At 49.2% G+C, this 19,564-nt stretch carries 17 protein-coding genes; 4 read left to right on the top strand and 13 right to left on the bottom strand.

Annotated features, from left to right (window positions below):
• Window positions 1-18: 18 nt before the first annotated feature.
• Window positions 19-879, top strand: coding sequence for a dimethylarginine dimethylaminohydrolase family protein (locus VP472_RS06480; protein WP_146276605.1), 861 nt, complete (start codon window positions 19-21; stop codon window positions 877-879).
• Window positions 880-949: 70 nt separating this feature from the next.
• Window positions 950-1,999: a lactonase family protein gene (locus VP472_RS06475; protein WP_024085204.1), complete on the top strand. Its 1,050-nt coding sequence runs from the start codon at window positions 950-952 to the stop codon at window positions 1,997-1,999.
• A gap of 26 nt (window positions 2,000-2,025) precedes the next feature.
• On the opposite strand, the gene VP472_RS06470 is transcribed toward VP472_RS06475, so the two are convergent.
• The 10 genes from VP472_RS06470 to VP472_RS06425 form a co-directional block, all read right to left on the bottom strand.
• Window positions 2,026-2,997, bottom strand: coding sequence for an ABC transporter ATP-binding protein (locus tag VP472_RS06470; RefSeq protein ID WP_071391950.1), 972 nt, complete (start codon window positions 2,995-2,997; stop codon window positions 2,026-2,028).
• 3 nt (window positions 2,998-3,000) lie between these two features.
• Window positions 3,001-3,900 (bottom strand): C40 family peptidase, encoded by a 900-nt coding sequence (locus tag VP472_RS06465; RefSeq protein WP_146276603.1) that lies wholly within the window; start codon window positions 3,898-3,900, stop codon window positions 3,001-3,003.
• Window positions 3,897-4,964: a dipeptide epimerase gene (locus VP472_RS06460; protein ID WP_246879681.1), complete on the bottom strand. Its 1,068-nt coding sequence runs from the start codon at window positions 4,962-4,964 to the stop codon at window positions 3,897-3,899. The genes VP472_RS06465 and VP472_RS06460 overlap by 4 nt, the downstream gene beginning before the upstream one ends.
• 36 nt (window positions 4,965-5,000) lie before the next feature.
• Window positions 5,001-5,936: a S66 peptidase family protein gene (locus tag VP472_RS06455; protein ID WP_146276599.1), complete on the bottom strand. Its 936-nt coding sequence runs from the start codon at window positions 5,934-5,936 to the stop codon at window positions 5,001-5,003.
• Between the two features lie 87 nt (window positions 5,937-6,023).
• On the bottom strand, window positions 6,024-7,643 hold the full coding sequence (locus tag VP472_RS06450; RefSeq protein ID WP_146276597.1) for a peptide ABC transporter substrate-binding protein: 1,620 nt from the start codon (window positions 7,641-7,643) through the stop codon (window positions 6,024-6,026).
• On the bottom strand, window positions 7,640-8,668 hold the full coding sequence (locus VP472_RS06445) for an ABC transporter ATP-binding protein (protein ID WP_146276595.1): 1,029 nt from the start codon (window positions 8,666-8,668) through the stop codon (window positions 7,640-7,642). Before VP472_RS06445 ends, VP472_RS06450 begins: the two co-directional genes overlap by 4 nt.
• 5 nt (window positions 8,669-8,673) lie before the next feature.
• The gene (locus VP472_RS06440; RefSeq protein ID WP_024085201.1) at window positions 8,674-9,621 is read right to left on the bottom strand and encodes an ABC transporter permease; all 948 of its coding nucleotides are present in this window, start codon (window positions 9,619-9,621) and stop codon (window positions 8,674-8,676) included.
• A 5-nt stretch (window positions 9,622-9,626) separates the two neighbouring features.
• Window positions 9,627-10,553, bottom strand: coding sequence for an ABC transporter permease (locus VP472_RS06435; RefSeq protein WP_044053133.1), 927 nt, complete (start codon window positions 10,551-10,553; stop codon window positions 9,627-9,629).
• A gap of 14 nt (window positions 10,554-10,567) precedes the next feature.
• Window positions 10,568-11,392 (bottom strand): M55 family metallopeptidase, encoded by an 825-nt coding sequence (locus VP472_RS06430; RefSeq protein ID WP_146276593.1) that lies wholly within the window; start codon window positions 11,390-11,392, stop codon window positions 10,568-10,570.
• 155 nt (window positions 11,393-11,547) lie between these two features.
• A complete protein-coding gene (locus VP472_RS06425; protein ID WP_146276591.1) occupies window positions 11,548-13,107 on the bottom strand; it encodes an MFS transporter in 1,560 nt (519 codons plus the stop codon).
• A 287-nt stretch (window positions 13,108-13,394) separates the two neighbouring features.
• On the opposite strand from VP472_RS06425, the gene htrA reads away from it, so the two are divergent.
• Both htrA and VP472_RS06415 read left to right on the top strand, forming a co-directional pair.
• Window positions 13,395-14,744 carry a serine protease HtrA gene (gene htrA / locus VP472_RS06420; protein ID WP_152036128.1) on the top strand — a complete coding sequence of 450 codons (1,350 nt, stop codon included), beginning with the start codon at window positions 13,395-13,397 and terminating at the stop codon, window positions 14,742-14,744.
• Window positions 14,745-14,844: 100 nt separating this feature from the next.
• Window positions 14,845-15,021: a hypothetical protein gene (locus tag VP472_RS06415; RefSeq protein ID WP_014417532.1), complete on the top strand. Its 177-nt coding sequence runs from the start codon at window positions 14,845-14,847 to the stop codon at window positions 15,019-15,021.
• Between the two features lie 86 nt (window positions 15,022-15,107).
• Here the strand turns inward: VP472_RS06415 and VP472_RS06410 are convergent, their stop codons facing one another.
• The 3 genes from VP472_RS06410 to VP472_RS06400 all read right to left on the bottom strand — a co-directional run bounded on the left by VP472_RS06410 (window position 15,108) and on the right by VP472_RS06400 (window position 19,363).
• Window positions 15,108-16,079, bottom strand: coding sequence for a glycosyltransferase family 2 protein (locus VP472_RS06410; RefSeq protein WP_003154790.1), 972 nt, complete (start codon window positions 16,077-16,079; stop codon window positions 15,108-15,110).
• 11 nt (window positions 16,080-16,090) lie between these two features.
• Window positions 16,091-18,229, bottom strand: coding sequence for a glycosyltransferase family 39 protein (locus VP472_RS06405; protein ID WP_077722103.1), 2,139 nt, complete (start codon window positions 18,227-18,229; stop codon window positions 16,091-16,093).
• A 183-nt stretch (window positions 18,230-18,412) separates the two neighbouring features.
• A complete protein-coding gene (locus tag VP472_RS06400) occupies window positions 18,413-19,363 on the bottom strand; it encodes a ring-cleaving dioxygenase (protein WP_077722102.1) in 951 nt (316 codons plus the stop codon).
• Window positions 19,364-19,564: the final 201 nt, after the last annotated feature.

Raw genomic sequence — 19,564 nt, 5'->3', positions numbered from 1 at the left:
CCGATAGGAGGATATCACATGGACGTATCCATTCCCAAATCCACGCGGAAACCGGCTTGCCGCAGTGAGTTTGATGCTTTGCAGACAGTCATCTTATGCCGGCCGGAACACATGACCATCAAGGATATTATTAACGGAACGCAGAAACATTTCAAACAAGAAAATATTAACATACCCGTTGCCCTCAAACAGCATAGTGAGTTTATTGACATTTTAAGATCTCATCAGATTGAAGTCGTCCTGCTGCCTGCCGATCCCGCATTGCCTGAGCAGGTATTCACCCGGGATATCGGATTTGTCTTAGGCGAGACGGCGTTTATTTCAAACATGGCGGCTTCAGTCCGGCAGGGAGAAGAAAAAGTGTTTCAAGACCTGCTTGACAATAAGAAAATCCCTTATACGCGACTGAAAAAAGCGAACATTGAAGGCGGCGACATCTTGATCGCAGACGGCACCGTTTACGCCGGGCTGAGCAAGCGCACGGATAAAACGGCTGTCCGGGAGCTGCGGGAGGCGCTGCCGGAGATGAATGTTGTGCCGATCCCTCTCAAGGAGGATTTCTTACATTTGGACTGTGTATTTAATATGATCTCGGAAACGGAAGCGCTATACTGCAAAAATGGCTTGCGGCAGAAAGAAATTGATCTTCTCGCCGAACGTTTTGAGATGATAGAAGTGCCTGAAGAAGAGCAATTCACGCTCGGCCCGAATATCCTGTCTATCGGGAATCAGACAATCATCAGCCTGCCGCAGCACCGTCATACGAACCGCGAGCTCAGAAAAAGAGGTTATACGGTCATCGAAACCGAGTTTTCCGAAATTATCAAATCAGGCGGTTCCTTCCGCTGCTGCACCTTGCCGCTTGTCAGAACATCTTAAACATTTACAAGGCAGTTTCCTTCAAGATACGTTAATATAGAGAAGACAAGACTCTAAAGGGGGAAACCGAATGGCTAAGTACATAGGATACGCGGGAACATATACAAAAGGCGGAAGCGAAGGCATTTATTGTTTTGAACTTGATACAGAAGCGAAAAGGCTCAGCCGGCCGAAGCTGGCAGCAAAGCTCGGCAACCCGACATACGTCACTCCGAATTCTGATAACAGCATGCTGTATTCCATTGAAAAGGCAGACGGAAAAGGCGGCGTCGCAGCCTATCAGATTCATCAGAACAGCGGGGAATTAACGTTTGTAAACCACCAGCTGATTGAAGGCCCTTCTCCATGCCACGTCAGCATTGATGATAAACATGAATATGTGTTAACCGCTAATTACCACAGCGGAAAAGTGCACGCCTTTCCCGTCAATGAGGATGGAAGTCTGCAGGAGCCGGCTGCCGAAGCCGCTCATACGGGAACAGGTCCTCATGAAAGACAAGAGAAACCGCATACCCATTTCGCAGGCTATACACCAGAGCATAACTACATTGCAGCCGTCGATTTAGGGACGGATACGCTGTATACGTACCAAATGAAAAACGGTTCGCTCACAGAGGTGAAAACTCACTCTTTCGCACCGGGTTCAGGGCCGCGCCACATCGTTTTCCATCCGGCGGAAAAATACGCCTATGTCATGACGGAAATCAGCAATGAAGTCATCGCGCTTGAATACAACCCGACCTTAGGTGAATTCAGAGAGCTGCAGGTCATTTCCGCTTTGCCTGAAGGCTTTACGGACAAATCGCAAGGCAGCGCAATCCGCATATCTAAAGACGGCAGATTTCTTTATGCCGCCAACCGCGGACATGACAGCATCGCCATCTTTAAGATCAACCAATATTCCGGTGAATTGTCTCTTATTGAATGGGTGCCGACAGAAGGCAACTGGCCGCGTGATTTCGCGTTTGACCCTTCCGAGACATTCCTTGTCGCGTCAAACGAAGAAACGGGAAATCTGGTTTTGTTTGAACGCGATCCGGAAACAGGCAAATTGACTCTGCTTCAATCTGACATTCCGGTTCCGTATCCGGTCTGCGTGTCATTTCTGCATCAGGTTTAATCAAAAAGAAAGCTGACATTATATTGTCAGCTTTCTTTTTTGTATAAATGGCAGGCGACAAAACGCCCCGCCTTCACTTCTTCAAGCTCAGGCGTTATCTTACCGCAGAGCTCCATCGCTTCAGGACACCGCGTCCTGAATACACAGCCGCTCGGCGGGTTAAGGGGGCTCGGCAGCTCCCCTTTCAGAATAATCCGTTCACGCTTGTCCTCAAGAAGCGGATCAGGAATCGGGATTGAGGATAAAAGCGCCTTCGTATAAGGGTGAAGCGGTTCCCGGTAAAGCGCAGCGCTTTCTGTAATTTCCATCATGCGGCCCAAATACATCACGCCGATCCGGTCGCTGATATGCTTGACCATTGATAAATCGTGGGCGATGAATAAAAATGTCAGCCCTTTCTCTTTCTGAAGCCTTTTTAATAGGTTGACGACCTGAGCCTGTACCGACACATCCAGCGCGGAAATCGGCTCATCCGCCACGATAAATTCGGGATGCAGAGAGAGCGCTCTGGCAATTCCGATTCTCTGCCTCTGTCCGCCGCTGAATTCGTGGGGATACCGGCTGCCGAAATCCGGGTGGAGCCCGACAGCTTCAAGCAGTTCATCCGCCATCATCAGACGGGCTTTTCTTGTATTGTAAAGATTGTGGATTTCCATCGGCTCTAAAATAATTTCCCTTACGGTCAGGCGCGGATTTAACGAGGCGTAAGGGTCTTGGAAAATCATCTGCAGCTTGCGGAAGAAGACCGACCGCTGTTCTGCCGCGGCACGGTGTATATCCGTCCCTTCATATGATACCGAACCGGCCGTCGGGTCATACAGACGGAGAATAACTCTTCCGAGCGTCGATTTACCGCATCCCGATTCTCCGACAAGTCCGAATGTTTCCCCTCTTTTAATGTGAAAACTGACACCGTCGACTGCTTTTACGGCTTTCTTTCTTCCTGCGTCAAAATGCATTTTCAACCCGCTGACTTCAAGGAGCGGAGATGCCGTCATTTTCTATTCCCCCTTTTCGCTTATACAGCGGCGTACGGTGCATAATTCTTTTTCATAGACGGTTCCTTCCAAAGACAGCACTTCGATTGTTTTTCCCGTTTTCGGGGAGTGCAGCATTCGGCCGTCTCCCAGCGCCAATCCGACATGGTGAATCGCGCCTTTTCCTTCTCCATAGGCGAAAAACAAAAGGTCAGCCGGCCGGATATCGTTTACCGCCGCGCCGCACCCGGCTTTTGCTTGGTCCTTTGCATCACGGGGAAGGGTATAGCCGTTTGCTTTAAATATCGAATACATAAACCCGGAACAGTCAAACCCGAAACCGCTCAGTCCTCCCCATAAATACGGAAGCCCGAGAAACATCATGCCCGTTTCGATGACATCGGCTGCCCGTCCTTCCGTATGCCGGCACTCGTCTGCGTCAGCTTCATTTACGAACCGTTCTCCGAGAGGCGTCACAACCCGTAAAAAGCCTTTCTCACGTCCTGATGCCGGAAGACGCGTTAAGAAACTTACTTCCAAGTCCGGTTCGCCGTTTGTGTGATATAAAAAAGCTGTCGGTTTGGTCATCCATACGGCGGGGGAAGATGTATAAAAGCCGTCTTTTGAAAGCTGGCTTTTTTTCATCCAGCCCGGATATCCGCGCGCATCCTTGTTTGAAGGCTGGCCGGGAACGGCAACAAAAACCCATTCCCCTTCCTCTTTGAGAATGATCACCTCTTCCCCGAAAAGCGCTTGCGTTTGGACAAGGTTGTCTGTACATAATTGCAGCCGCTCTTCATATCCCATAGACGCTAACCATTTTCTGATCTGCGGCGGGTTTTCAAGCATCGGCGCATCATACGAACGGGGAGATGACGGCAGCGTCCATACGTTGGCTGCCGCCGCTGTAACGGCTGCTCTCATCTTTTCGCCTCCTCTTGTTTCGACACCCCGGTAATGCCGAGACCCGGTTCATCGGGAATCGTAATCTGACTGCCGCTGTATGTGATGCCGCCTTTAATCAAATCATCTTTCAGCATAAGCGGCGCATCAAAATCAAACCTTGTCACATTCCGTTTGCCCGCGGCAAAATGAGCCGCGGCGGTGATGCCGAGCTTGGTCTCAATCATGCTGCCGACCATGCATTCCACGCCGCATGTTTCGGCCATCGCATTGATTGTTTCCGCCTGCTTTATGCCGCCCGCTTTCATCAGCTTAATATTGATTAAATCGGCGCTTCTCGTCTGCAGCACGCAAAAGGCCTGACGGGGGGTAAAGACGCTCTCATCCGCCATAATCGGCGTGTCTACGGCATCGGTGACCTGCTTCAGCCCGGCGATATCGTCTTTATGAACAGGCTGCTCGACCAGCTCAATGCCGAGGCCGGCGTCTTCCATCTTTCGGATCGCAGTCACGGCTTCTTTCGGCGTCCAGCCTTGGTTGGCGTCCAATCTCAGTTTGACGTTTCCGCCGACACGTGATCTGATCGCCTGAATCCGGGCAACATCGTCCGATATGTCACCTATGCCGACTTTTATCTTTAAAATATGAAATCCTTTTTTCACATAACGGTCTGCATCCCCCGCCATCTCCTCAGGAGAATTGACGCTGACGGTAAAATCTGTTTCCAGTGTATTCCGATAGCCGCCGAGAAGCCGGTAAAGCGGCTGTCCGTGCATTTGCGCCCATCCGTCATATACAGCCATATCCACCGCGGCTTTTGCGCTTTGATTTCTTTCCAACAGCCGGCTGATATCATACAAAACAGCTTCCATGCCGGAAAGGCTCCGCCCCAAGAGAGCGGGCTTCAGCACATCGCGGACGGCGCTTTCAATACCGTCCGTGCTGTCGCCTGTAATGACAACCGTCGGCGGCGCCTCGCCCCAGCCGGTCAGACCGTTGTCAAAAGTGAGCTTCACAATGACCGATTCAGCATTGTAAACCGTGCGCAACGCAGTCTTAAACGGCTTTTTCAGCGGCACGGACATCCGTCCCGTTTGAATATCTGTAATCCTCACGCCTGATCACTCCCTTCCGGAAACCCCCGATTCAATCGTTACCGCTTTGGCCGCCGTATCCATAACTGCGCGGGCTCCGATCGGAACGGCGAAGCTCGGTGAACAATGGCCGATTTTAAAGCCTTTAAGCGCGGGCTTCCCTGATTTGACAATGTAATCGTTCAGCACTTGCTCTAAAGTAAGCGACTTTTCTTTATGCTTCGGTTCGCATTGGTGAAAATCACAGACCAGTATTCCGGCTGCGTCTGACAGTTTTCCGGCCATCTTTAATTGATTCAGCATCCTGTCGATTTGGTACGGCTCCTCATCAATATCCTCGATAAACAGCAATTTGTCTTTCGTATCAATTTCAAACGGCGTGCCGAGTGTGGATGTAATGAGCGACAGATTGCCGCCCGCAAGCTCTCCCTCGGCCCTTCCGCCTGTCAGCACCTCCAGCGGAGAAATGTCCTCCGTATAGGTGAATTCCGTTTCTGTAAAAAGCTGATGATACGATGCTTTTGTCAGGGGATCAGCATCTTCAAGCCCGACATCCGTGCTCAGCATCGGGCCGTGAAATGTGACGAGCCCCGTATTTTGATGAATGGCGGTATGTAAAAACGTAATATCGCTGTATCCCCAGAAAATTTTCGGATTGCGGCGGATTAAGCCGAAATCGATGTCGGCGGCAATGCGGCCCGTGCCGAATCCTCCGCACGCGCATATCACCGCTTTGACATTCTGATCACTAAACATGTCATGGAGATCATCGAGGCGCGCCCGATCTTCTCCCGCCAAATAGCCGTGACGGGTCTTCAGCGCCTGGCCGAGTTTCACTTGAAGGCCAAGCTCATTCTCTAAAAACAGCAGCGCGGTTTGCAGCGTCCCGCTCTCAGGCGGGCTTGCGGGCGCAATCACACCGACCGTGTCGCCTTTTTGCAGTGCTTTCGGTTTATGGTTCATGACTTTTTCAATCTCCTTTCCGGATTGAAAAGTGAAACACGCCGCTCCTTTAACGGCAAAAGAGCGGCATATGTTTCCGCTGTAAGATCAAGACTTTTCCGCCCATTTCAGATCAATGTACCCGACGGGGTGCCGGACAATGCCCTTCACGCCGCTGTTCTGCAGATGCACCTGATTGTAAAAGTAAATCGGAATGATCGGAACCTCGTTCATGAGCAGCTTTTCCGCTTTATGCATGAGCGCAAAACGTTTTTTGGCATCGGCTTCCTGTTTTGCCTGCTTGATGCAGCCGTCGTATGCCGCGCTGCCCCAGCCGGTGCGGTTCATGGAATTATCCGTTTGGAAAGCCTCAAGAAAACTGATCGGATCTGCGTAATCCGGCAAAAATGAGCTTTGAGAGAACTGGAACTTCAGTCCTTTCTGCTCTTCTAAAAAGACGTTCCATTCCATATTGGCGAGCTTAACGTCTATACCGAGCACACTTTTGAGCTTCTGCTGAATCGCTTCCGCTATTTTCTTATGCTCCGGTTTTGTGCTGTATGTCAATGTAACGGCGGGCAGCTTGTCATAATGCTCTTCTGCCATGCCTTTTTCCAGCAGTTTTTTGGCTTCTGATTCATCCGGAGTTAGTAAACTGCCGCCCGCTTCGCGGAAATCTTTCCCGTCAGGCTGAGTAAATCCCGGGGATACAAAGGCATGTGCCGGCTTTTCACTGTTTTTGGTCACATAATCCGTGATTTCTTTCTGATCAATCGCTGCAGCGAACGCTTTTCTGATCTTTTCATTTTGAAACGGCTCCATTTTAACGTTAAAACGATAGAAATAGAGTCCGGCCTGATCCCACGTGCGGACATTTTTTCCTCCCATCAGCTGCTCGCTCAGCTCTGCCGGCACAAAGGCGGTATCCAAATCCCCCGACTGGAACATCTGATAGTCGGTATTCCGGTCACTGACCATCGCCCATGTCACTTTATCCAGTTTCACCGTCTTTTTATCCCAATACGTCTCGTTTTTGACCATCGTCATGTTGTCGTCATGCTTCCATTCCGTCAGTTTGAACGGCCCGTTGCCGACAAAAGTTTTTGCTTCAGTGAACCATTTCGGATCAGCCTTGGCGACCTTCTCATTAATCGGGAAATACGCCGGATTGGACACGACGCTCAAAAAATAATCCTGCGGGGCCGCCAATGTGACGACAAGCGTTTTTTTATCCTTTGCCGTGACTTTCACGTCTTCTCGTTTGCCTTTTCCGCTGTTAAATTCTTCTCCGCCTTTGATCATGTAGCCGAGAAAAGCGGAAGATGCGCCCGTTTTCGGATCGAGCATCCGCTTCCAGGCGTACACGAAGTCTTCCGCCGTGACGGGATCGCCATTTGTCCATTCGGCGTTATCACGGATATTGAAGGTATATGTCAGCTTATCAGCGGACACCTCCCAGCTTTCCGCCATGGCCGGTTCAGGCTTATTATCTTTTCCGAGCCTCGTCAATCCTTCCATGATGTTATTCAGCGGCTGCCAGGAAACATTATTAAATCCGATCGGCGGATCAAGTGAGGTCGGCTCATTTTCGTTATTGAGCCGCAGCACCGTCTCACCCTCCTGTTCTTTTGCTTTGCCGGGTTCTGTCCCCGCCTGTTCATTGGCTGTACAGCCCATCAGAGCAAACGAAACAACAGCAATCACACCGATCGCCCATCTCTTTTTCATTTCAATCCCCCTTTTTCCTCTGTTGCCGTCAGCTGCTGCTTCAGCCGCTCTGCACGGTGATCCTGAAGCCAGCAGTTGACGATATGGCTTTTGGATTTCACGGTTGTTGCCGGGTATACCTTTTCACAGACGATCATCCTGTCCGGGCAGCGGGCGGCAAACGGGCAGCCCGCCGGCGGATCGAATAAATCAGGCGGCGTCCCGTCAATCGGCGAAAGCTCACTATCCTCCATATCCAGCCGCGGCACTGAACGAAGCAGCCCCTTTGTGTATGGATGAGCCGGACGGTAAAAAATATCATGCCTCGTGCCGATTTCGGCGATTTTCCCCGCATACATGACGGCAACTCTGTCGGCGGTCTGAGCGACGACGCCGAGATCATGGGTGATCAGAATAATAGACACGCCTGTTTTTCTTTGAATCTTCTTAAATAATTCAAGGATTTGTGCTTGAATTGTCACATCAAGAGCCGTTGTCGGTTCATCCGCGATCATAATTTCCGGCTCGCAGATCAGAGCCATCGCGATCACGATCCGCTGCCGCATGCCCCCGCTTAATTGGTGGGGGTACTGCTTCAGGCGGGATTTCGAGTCCGGGATACCGACCAGATCCAACATGGCGAGAACCTCGGATTCAGCTTGTTTTCTTGTCATGGCGCGGTGTTCCAACAGCGCTTCTGAAAGCTGATCCCCTATGGTCAAAGTCGGATTGAGCGCCGTCATCGGGTCCTGAAAAATCATAGAAATATCGCGCCCCCGGATTCCCCGCATTTCCCGATCCGACATTCGGCAAAGGTCTTTCTGTTTAAATTGTATGCTTCCGGATTCAATCTTTGCCGAATGTTTCGGAAGAAGACCCATCACGGCTTGTGACGTCACGCTTTTTCCGCATCCCGATTCACCGACGATCGCAAACGTTTCACCTTTATATAAATCGAAGCTGACGCCTCTTACGGCTTTTACAGTGCCTCCGTATGTTGAAAAAGTAACATGCAGATTTTGAACGGAAAGAACTTGCTGCGCCATTTTTCCTACCTCCTCAGTTTCGGGTCTAACGCGTCCTGCAAGCCGTCTCCAAGCACGTTAAACGCGTACATCGTTAAGGAAATGAAAAAAGCGGGAAAAAACAGCCGCCACCAATGGCCTGATAAAATCGCCGGCAGCCCGTCATTTGCCATAACTCCCCAGCTTGCAAACGGCGCCTGAATCCCGAGTCCGAGAAAACTTAAAAATGATTCCGCAAAAATCGCCGCCGGCACCGTCAGCGTCATTTGGACAATAATGGCTCCCATCGTATTCGGCAGCAGATTTTTCTTAATGATCCGAAATGTTTTCGCTCCAAATGTTTTCGATGCCAATACGTGTTCATCATGCTTCATCCTCAGCACCTGCCCTCTCACAATCCGCGCCATGCCGACCCATCCCGTCACTGTCAGAGCGACGATAATGGAACTGAGCCCCGGCCCCATCAGCACCATTAACAAAATGACAACGAGCAGATAAGGCAAACCGTAGAGAACCTCGATGATTCTCATCATGGCGCTGTCTGTCCGGCCCCCTTTGTAGCCGGCGACGCCTCCGTAGATAACGCCGATCAAAAAGTCGATCAGTGCCGCCATCACACCGACAAATAAAGAGATTCTCGCTCCGTACCACGTTCTTGTAAACACGTCCCGGCCAAGTTCATCGGTTCCGAACCAGTGTGAAAAAGACGGCGGAAGATTCTGCTCGGCGAGCGTCTGCCTTGTCACGCTGTGCGGTGATATCAGCGGGCCGAACACAGCCGCTAGAAACAGGCAGCATAATATCACAAGTCCGGCCATCGCCAATTTGTTCTTTTTAAGCCGCCGCCACGCATCCTGACTGTAAGACAGGCTCGGACGCTTGACCGACTCGGTTTCACCCTTTCTTTCCGCGCCCGGCTGAAACCAGTCATCAGGCACTTCTGTGTGTTTTACCGTTTCTTGCGGGAGATTCATCAGGATCACCCTTTCTTATGAAGTTTTATGCGCGGGTCTAACAGGCCGTATGCTAAATCAACCAGAAACAGCAGGACGATCAGAATCACACTGTAAAATACGGTCGTTCCCATGATGACCGGGTAATCACGCTGATTGATGCTTTCTACGAAATATTTGCCCATTCCCGGTATGGCAAAAATTTTCTCGATGACGAAACTGCCCGTTAAAATACTTGCGGCAAGCGTCCCGAGCACTGTCACAACAGGCATAAGAGCGTTTTTCAATGCGTGTTTGATCACAATTTTGACGGGAGAAAGCCCCTTTGCTTTTGCCGTGCGGATGTAATCCTGAGTCAGCACTTCGGCCATGCTTGATCTTGTCAGCCGCGCGATAATGGCCATGGGACCGACGGCAAGCGCAACAGTCGGCAGAACCATGTGAACGGGACTCGTCCAGGTAGCTGCCGGAAACCACTTCAGATGAACCGCAAATTGCTGAATCAGCAGCGTAGCCATAATAAAATTCGGAATGGAAATCCCGAGCACCGCAAGGCTCATGGCCGCATAATCGAGAAAGCCGCCGCGCCTGAGAGCGGCCGTTATGCCGAGCGCGAGTCCGGAAATCACAGCGATGATGATCGCCGTTATCCCAAGCTCGAAGGAGACGGGAAATCCGCGTTCAAGCATGGCGTTTACACTGTCTGACGGTTTTTTGATTGAAGGACCGAAATCAAAGGTAAGAATGGATTTTAGATAGATGGCGTATTGAGTGATAAGAGGTTCGTTCAGATGGTAGTAGGATTCGAGATTTCGCTGGACCGCTTCGTTTGTGCCCCGCTCTTCGTTAAAAGGCGAGCCGGGTATCACTTTCATCATGACAAATGTCAGAGTGGTGATGACGAGGACGGTCATAATCATGGCGATAAAACGTTTGATAAAATACCGCAGCAATGCCGTTCACCCCTTTAAGAGAATGTTGTTCTCATGGCGAGTTCTGTCATGACGAGCATGGCCTGATAGGCTTCCGGCATGTCTTTTGCCTGAAATTGAACGATTGTCGTTCCCGGGATGATTTCTGTGCCCGGCATTAAATGGGCCCATTCAGCCTGTCCGTAATTGGCAAATTCAATGCCTAATACAGGTCTTTCAGGCGGAGTCAGCGGTTTGACCTTATCTTTATTTTTGAGCGCATAGGCTGTTTTTTCCGCCAGGAGCCGTCCGGCTTTTTGAGGAGACAGGCATTTGACCGCAGTTCTTGAAATGGTTTGTTTGACGGCGGCAGTCGTCACATTTGGGATCAGCTCCTCCGCCTCTTTTGCGGCGCAATCATCTCCGGCAGCCATGATGACCGGGACATCGTAAAATCCGGCGAGATAGGCATTTAACCCCAGTTCACCGACCGGCTTATCATTTATGTAAAAGTGGCGGACGCCGAATATCATGCTGTGCGACATGACGCCCGGCATCGACGCTCTCGCATGATAGCCGATAAACATCACACCTGAATACGATTCATCAAGCCCCTGCATCATGGAAAACGGCTTGACATCCCCCGTAATCAGCTCTGCCTCAGGGTGAAGTTTTTCCGCGAGCAGATTATTCATCTTTGAGTGGCTGTCATTCACGGTCACTTCCGTGCATCCGTTATTAAACGCTTCTGCGATGCACCAGTTTGCTTCTTCGGTCATCAGAACCCTGCCGCGCTCATAATTGTGCATGCGGGAATTGACAAATGTTTCATCAGGCAGTCCGGAAATCCCTTCCATATCCACAGATAGATACAGTTTCATGTAATGCCTCCTTTTTTACTTAAAATTTCGATATTAAATTATGAATATTCTAACAAATTATATTAAAAAAGGATGAAACATGCAATATACCATTCTGCCATTATAGGAAAAAACAAACCCTTTTCACCGGGAAAAGGGTTTGCTGATAGAAAAAGTTACATACCGTTTTTGTTGATAGGGTGACCCCGAAACTGTCTGACCGCACTTCTGTATTCGCGATCGGGAATGACCTGATGCCTGATCGGTCCAGGAGCCTGCGGCGAAGGCTCTTCAGCCGCCTGCTTACGGACGGCATGCGGTTTATGCGCCAGCTTATGTCCCATGCCGGTCGCATTCATGACAAATGATAAACACACTAAAAGCAAGCTTAAGATGAAAGCAATAAGAAACAAATCGCTGTATGTCCCCATCAGCAGGTCATGCGGCGATTGTGTGCCGCGCGCGCCCCGAAGCATGCCGGAAGCATCTCTTTTCGTAAAATACCCTATTAAAACAGGTGCGCCCATATAAATGAACAGCCTCAAAAACTGAACGGCCGTCATGCGTTTCACCAGTTCCGGAAGCGGTCCGCCCAACGCGGCTCCCATCAGTCCGGCTGCCACGATAAGCCCTGTCCCGGCCGCCAGCATCACGAAAAGCCCCGCAAATAGAATAAGGGGTATATGATGATCCGCCGTCATCCATTGGAAATTCACGAACACCAGTATAACAGAGCCTGTTATGCCGAGCATGCCCGGACCGACTTTATCATATGCTAATGCACTGATAACAGCGGCGATGGCCACGCCTCCCAAAAGGCTCGCATAAAGGAATATCTGTTGAGTTTGTGACATGTGATATGCGGTCTGAAGCTCCCCGTGAAATGCAGAAAGACTGACCGCTATGGAAATACTGCCCGCAGCGATCATGAAAACACCCAAAATCGGCTTTGGAATCAGCATAAGTTTAATCGAAATCAGCGCATGTTCGTTTCTGTACTGCATAATCAGCAAGATCAGAAGAATGACGATGCTTCCTCCAAATCCCGCCAATGTCTGCCATGATGAAAAGCCCCATTTCGGCAGATGAATAAATGTATAGGCGGTCAGCACAGCTGATACACCCGCTAACAGAAAACCGATGCCGTCAAATGGAGATTTTTCAGCATTTTTATGAACGTCATCCCTCAGCCACATATAACTGAAAATGAGGCCGAAAAAAGACAGCAGGCCAAAAATGCCGAACAGCCAATGCCAATGGCCGGCGCTTGCCGCCGCCGTGCCTAAAACGGTCCCCATAATGACGGACCCGTAAAATCCGCCGATTAACACAAATAATGCGTAATTCCGGCGTTCAATCGGAAACGAAAGCACCAGCATCGGAATCATAATCATCAGCATAGTGCCCGCCGCAGCTCCCTGTAAAAAACGGCCCGCGGCGAGCGGATAAATATCATTTGTCACAGCAGCAAGCAGCGCTCCGATGACACCCGCGGCCATCGAAATCATATAGACAGGCCGGGAGCCGAATCTTTTTCTTAAATACGGCCCCGCCGGCACGAATAAGGCAAATGCCATATTACCGATAATAATCGGATGAAGAGAGTCAAAGTTTTCCCCGCCGACCGTCTGCCGGACAAGGCTTTGGACAGCCGAAAGAGCGGTATTCGACATCAGCCCCGGCCCGACCGCCAGCACAGCAAGCAGAGAAATGATCCAGTGATGTTTTTCTTTCATTTGACAGCTCCTTTCTTACTATTTGACAAAGTGAAAAAGCTAACAGATTTCCCCCATTAGCTTAACAGAATTTTTCATATCTTTTCATGTGAAGGATTGAACATAATATCTCATTTATTATTTCAAATCCGATGGAAATTGTCAATATAAAGCGCCGCCGTCCGATTTCGTCTTTTTCACAATTTCCCACAATCTTTTCATTATTATCCCACACTTTTTGTTTAAGATGGAGTCAGTAATAATAGGCAAATCATGCTATGATGAAATAGAGAAACGGAGTGAACATGATGGATAACTATCGTGATGAAAATCGGACAGACCAAAAAGAACAGGAAGTCCTTTTAGTAAAAGAAAACCCGCAGCCGGCCGGATATTCCGCGCCGGACGAGGACAAGAAAAAACGAAGCTTCGGCTGGTTCAGACCGCTTCTCGGTGGAGTGATCGGCGGAGGGCTCGCCCTCGGCATCTATACATTTACGCCGCTTGGAGACCATCAGACTCAAGATACTTCCAATCCGGCTCCCGCTCAGGAAACGTCATCGGTAACCGCTAAGCAGACATCTTCTGAATCCGGCAGCGGCAAATCGGCAAACAGCTCATCGGCAAATTCAAGCAGCATTTCGAATATGGTGGAAGACATTTCACCGGCGATCGTCGGAATCACTAATCTGCAAAAGCAGCAAAGCAGTTCCGATTTATTCGGATTCGGATCAAGCTCAGATTCAAACTCTAATTCATCGGGTGATGATGCGGAAACGGGATCGGGTTCAGGCGTTATTTTTAAGAAAGCAAACGGCAAAGCGTATATCATTACGAATAACCACGTGGTCGAAGGCGCCTCTTCCCTTAAAGTGTCATTATATGACGGCACCGATGTAACAGCTAAACTCGTCGGCAGCGACTCTCTGACAGACTTGGCCGTTTTAGAAATCAGTGATAAACACGTAACAAAAACGGCAAGCTTCGGCAGCTCATCCGCTCTCAGAACGGGTGAATCCGTCATCGCCATAGGTGATCCGCTCGGAAAAGACCTTTCCCGCACCGTCACACAGGGCATCGTGAGCGGCTTAAACAGAACCGTCTCGATCTCCACGTCAGCCGGTGAGTCAAGCATCAACGTCATCCAAACCGATGCCGCCATCAATCCCGGAAACAGCGGCGGACCGCTCTTGAATACAGACGGCAAAATCATCGGCATCAACAGCATGAAAATCAGCGAAAATGATGTAGAAGGCATCGGCTTTGCCATTCCGAGCAACGATGTAAAACCGATCGCCGAAGAGCTTCTCACGAAAGGACAGGTGGAGCGCCCTTATATCGGCGTGAGCATGATCGACTTGGAACAAGTGCCGCAAAACTATCAGGAAGGCACACTCGGCCTCTTCGGCAAACAGCTGAATAAAGGGGTTTACATTCGCGAAGTGGCGCAGGGATCCCCTGCTGCCAAAGCCGGATTAAAAGCAGAAGACATCATTATCAGCTTAAAAGGGAAAGAAACTGACACGGGCAGCGAACTTCGCAATATTCTCTACAAGAATACGAAAGTCGGCAGCACCGTTGACGTGAAGATTATCAGAAACGGCAAGGAAATGACGAAAAAAATGAAACTGACTCAAAAAGAAGAAACATCTTCTTAACAAAAATCCAAGGCAGCCGCCTTGGATTTTTTTATATACAGCTGAAACTTTAGGCCTGGATCAGCCGTATGACTCAGTGTACAAAGGAGGATACATACACATGAAACAAACCGGACTTTTGCTGGTCGTTACCGGCCTGATCTTGCTGCAGCTGAGCATTCAGCTTCCTCAGCAAAACGCTGCTTGGGGAATGACGCTTGGTGCAAGCATTTTACTGAACCTTTCGGGAACCGGACTGATCATGCGCTCTCTGCACACGCAGACCGGCCGCAGATGAATGAAAAAAGCCGCGGGACATTCTGTCATCCCGCGGCTTTTATTTTACATAAAAGCACCCTGTCCGCCGGCCGGACAGGGTGTTTGTTAAGACATATGCTGGTCCCGATAAATCTTTTCGTTTTTCATACCGTACGCTTTTTGCACGATATAGAGCGGACGGTCTTTTGCTTCGTCATAAATCCTTCCGATATATTCGCCGATCATTCCGAGCATTAATAGAACGATGCCGCTGAATAACAGCTGTATCACAATCAGAGAGGACCAGCCCGTAATGGTGCTGTCTGTAAAAAGCTTCATGTATAAAACGATAAACATATAGAGAAAACCCGCTCCGGACATGAGCATTCCCGCATAGCTTGCCGCCTTGAGCGGTTTATGAGAGAACGTTGTGATCCCGTCCATGGAAAGCTTCAGCATTTTTTTAAGCGGGTATTTCGTTTCCCCCGCAAGCCGCTCATCTCGTTCATATTCTACAGCAGTCTGCTTAAAGCCGACCCAGCTGACGAGTCCTCTGACAAAAGGGTTTTTTTCTTTTAATCTTTTCATCTCATCACAGACTTTTCTGTCCAGCAGGCGGAAATCTCCGGTGTCGAGCGGAATATCAATATCAGTCACGCTCCGCAGCAGCCGGTAAAACAGAGAAGCCGTCTGTTTCTTGAAAAAGGTTTCTCCCTTTCGTTTCGTTCTGACGGCGTACACCACATCGTAGCCTTCTTTCCACTGCTCAATCATATCAAGGATTAATTCCGGAGGATCCTGCAAATCGGCGTCAATGACGGCGATTGCATTCCCCTCTGCATAATCCATGCCCGCTGTGATCGCGATCTGATGTCCGAAGTTTCTGGAAAAATCAATAATTTTCACTCTCGGATCAATCAGACTTTGCTCTCTTAAAATCTCAATACTGCGGTCTTTGCTCCCATCATTGACAAAGATCAATTCATAATGCTCTTTTGTTTGATCCATGACTTCTTTCAGGCGCTGATAGGTTGTCTGAATGACGAGTTCCTCGTTATAAACCGGGACGACTATTGAATATTGAATATGTCTGCTCATGTTTTTTCCTCCTATTCATCAGATTGCAGTTCGTATAGTGAAGCTGACTGATTCATTCCGCCCGGCCCGCCGCTCATCCGGCTGTTTTTACCCGCAGCCTTGCTGCTTTTTGTATCAGCTGCATCATGATTTTTCGTTTTCTGATCTGTGCTTGATTGCCATTTGTCTGAAGATACTTTCTTTCCGTTTTTCTCAACCCATTCAACAATATCGTTGTTTCCGCCTTTGCCCATTCCGGATGTTAAGAAGTATTTTACTTTCCCTTCTTTTACGAGCTTTTTAAATTGAGTCAGCGTAATGGCCGGGTCAGACCCGCTGAATCCGCCGATCGCCATGACCGCTTTTTTCGTTTTTATAATGTAAGGCGCCGCTGTGTTGGAATCGGTTGTAGCAAATAGATAGTCTGCTCCGGCGTTATGTTTCTCTAAATAGTTGATCAGTTTTGTATTGACAGATGCGTTATCCATTCCCATGCCTTTTCCGCTTGCTGACGCAAGCTGAGGGCCTGTTTCAGGCAATGAGCTGTTGCCTCCGTACAGAAGCGGTGTGCTCGCCCAATAAATCGGCATCACCATCAAGACGAGAAGGGCTGCAAGTGAAACATAGTAACTGAGCGGTTTTTGACGCTGTTTGAACACGAACAGGGCGATTGCAGCCACTGCGCCGATAACACCTGCTCCGATGCTCCAGCCCGCGCCGATTTGATCATTGTAGTTTCTGAGGATAAACAGCTCAAATCCGGTTGTCACAAAAATAGCGGCCGGCAGAAGCCAAGTTTTCCAGCCTGTCTGCTCGCGGTACAGATGAACGAGGGCGACCCATCCCGCACCGGTAAGAGCAGCAATCGGAGGCGCCAGCATAATGAGATAATAATGGTGGAAAAATTCCGCCACACTGAAGAATCCGGCAATCGGCACAAGCCACGCTGCCCAAAAGATCGTTTCCTTCTGTTCTGCTGATAATCTTCTTCTTTCTCTCGCCCCGGCGATCAATAAACCGGCCAATCCAAAAATCGCAAACGGCAGGAGCCAGCTGATCTGATCTGATAATTCTTGTTGGAAGAGTCTCAGCGGACCGGGTGTTCCCGTACCGAACATTCCTGAACCTGACTGCATTTTCGAGCCGGTGCCTGTACCGCTTTTTCCTCCGCCAGGACCGCCATTGCCGCCATCTCCGCCGCTTGGAGGGCCTCCTTGACCGCCGCTTGGCATTTGGCCGTTAGATGGAGGTGCCGTCATACTGCCGGTTTGTGATTTGTCTCCGCTTGCTGACTGGCCGGGCGGTTTTTGCATTTGTGAAGAACCGCCGGAAGAAGACATCTCTTTCGATGCGTTTCCGTCGGGCCCGCCCTGGCCGCCGGAACTTTGCCCCGTCAGCCGCTGAATCCCGTTATATCCGAAAGCCAATTCCAATACGGAGTTTGTCTGGCTGCTTCCGACATATGGCCTTTTGTCTGTAGGAATATTGTCAACAATGAGCGGCCATGACAATGAAACGGCTGCTAATACGGCCAGCGCGCTTACCAGTGAAATGATTTTTTTCTTAATCGTGGTATTTGCCGCCATCATATAGAACAGCAAGAAGGCCGGTAAGATCATATAAGCCTGAAGCATTTTTGTGTTAAAGCCTACTCCGACGACAAAAAATGCCGCCAAAAGCCAGATCAGTTTTCCTTTTCGAATCGCTTTAAAGAGAAGCCATGTGGCGAACAAGAGGAAAAAGACCAGTAACGCATCGACATTGTTTGTGCGCGCTACGGCTACAGCAATCGGCGTACACGCCATGACAAACGAAGCGATGCGCGCCGCCGTTTTTCCGAACGTCGGCTTTATTAATAAGTACATGAATAGAACTGAACCTACCCCCGCCAATGCCTGAGGCAGGATGACGCTCCACCCGTGCATACCGAATATCAGCGCGCTGATCGTTTGAATCTGGTATGTAACAGGCGGTTTATCTACCGTGATAAATCCGGCTGCGTCAAATGAAGCGTAAAAGAAATTATGAAAGCTTTGAAGCATACTCGTTACCGCTGCGGTGTAATAAGGATTCACCGTATCGTCATTCCAGATGTTGTACATATTCAAGAATGCGGAAGCGAGTAAAATGAGGATTAAGACCGCGTCTATCTCGCGTTTTTTCATTTTCACCTGTGTTTTCACTCCTTTTGTTTAACTTTGAACAAGTGTAACAACCAAATGTGAAAAATTTATTAATAAACAAAGACAATTATTTTGCCGTTTACAAATAGGTAAAAAGAATGACAAAACGGGTAAAAAAGCAAAAAAAAGATGCCCCCGTCAAGCCGGAAGGCATCTTTCATTATTTCTGATTTACTGAATCGGTTTCAGCCGCGCTTCTATTTCAGAACGGCGGTGTTCGAGATAAGGCGGGAGCGCAACCGTTTTGCCTAGCTCTTCAGGTTTTTCATCAACCATAAATCCCGGACCGTCCGTTGACAATTCAAACAGAATTCCATTCGGTTCCCGGAAGTACAGCGCTTTGAAATAATAACGCTCTACAATGCCTGAGTTGCTGAAACCTTCTTTCGTAATGATGCGGTGCCATAAAGCAAGCTCCTCCTCATTCTGAACACGGAAGGCCACATGGTGCACGCTGCCTTTTCCCGGACGCTCGCGCGGAAGATCGTTTCTTTCAATGAGATGGACTTCTGTACGCGCGCCACCGTTTCCGGATTCGAGCACCGTAACCGTGCCCCGGTCTTCATGTGTTTCTTTCCCGATTTCAGTGAAGCCCAGCACATCGGTTAACACACGCAGCGTCGGTTCTGCGTACGGGACGGTTAATTCAACGGGACCAAGACCGCGGAAAGAATATTCTTCCGGTATGCCGCTTTGCTTCACCGCTTCACCGATGTCTTTTCCTTTTTCGTCAGCTGTCAGCACAAGCCGCTGTCCTTCATGATCCTGAAAAGCGAGTGTGTCCCTGCCCGCTATTTTCACGATCTCACTGTGAGAGACCTGATGCTCTTCAAATCGTTTTTTCCAATATTGAAGCGCTTGTGCATCCGGAACACGCAGGCCGATTGAAGAAATACTGTTTGTCCCCGCATGGAACGGCGCGATCCGCGGAATCTCGAAAAACGTCAATTCCGATCCCGGATTGGCTGATTCATCACCGTAAAATAAGTGATACATCGTCGGTTCATCCTGGTTTACCGATTTTTTCACAAGCTTCAGCCCCAGGATATTTCGATAAAAATCTAAATTTTTCTGCGCATCAGCCGTCAATGCTGATACATGGTGTATTCCATTAACTTTCATTATATTATCCTCCAGTCAATTATCTCGATTTCGAGATATTTTATATATACAATTTATGTTATCCGGATCGTAAAGTCAACCCATCTGCTTCACAGACGGTCTGCAGACTGCCGCTCTCAAAATAACGAACTTTTGAAATTAAAAAACCATTAATGTTCGCTTTTAAAACCGGATTTTTTCCTTCTCAAAAGCAGAAACCTC

The sequence above is a fragment of the Bacillus sp. MT(2024) genome, assembly GCF_036362845.1.
Taxonomy (GTDB): Bacteria; Bacillota; Bacilli; order Bacillales; family Bacillaceae; genus Bacillus; species Bacillus velezensis.
Note: the sequence above shows the minus strand (reverse complement) of the source record. Positions and strands in the feature narration are given on the sequence as shown.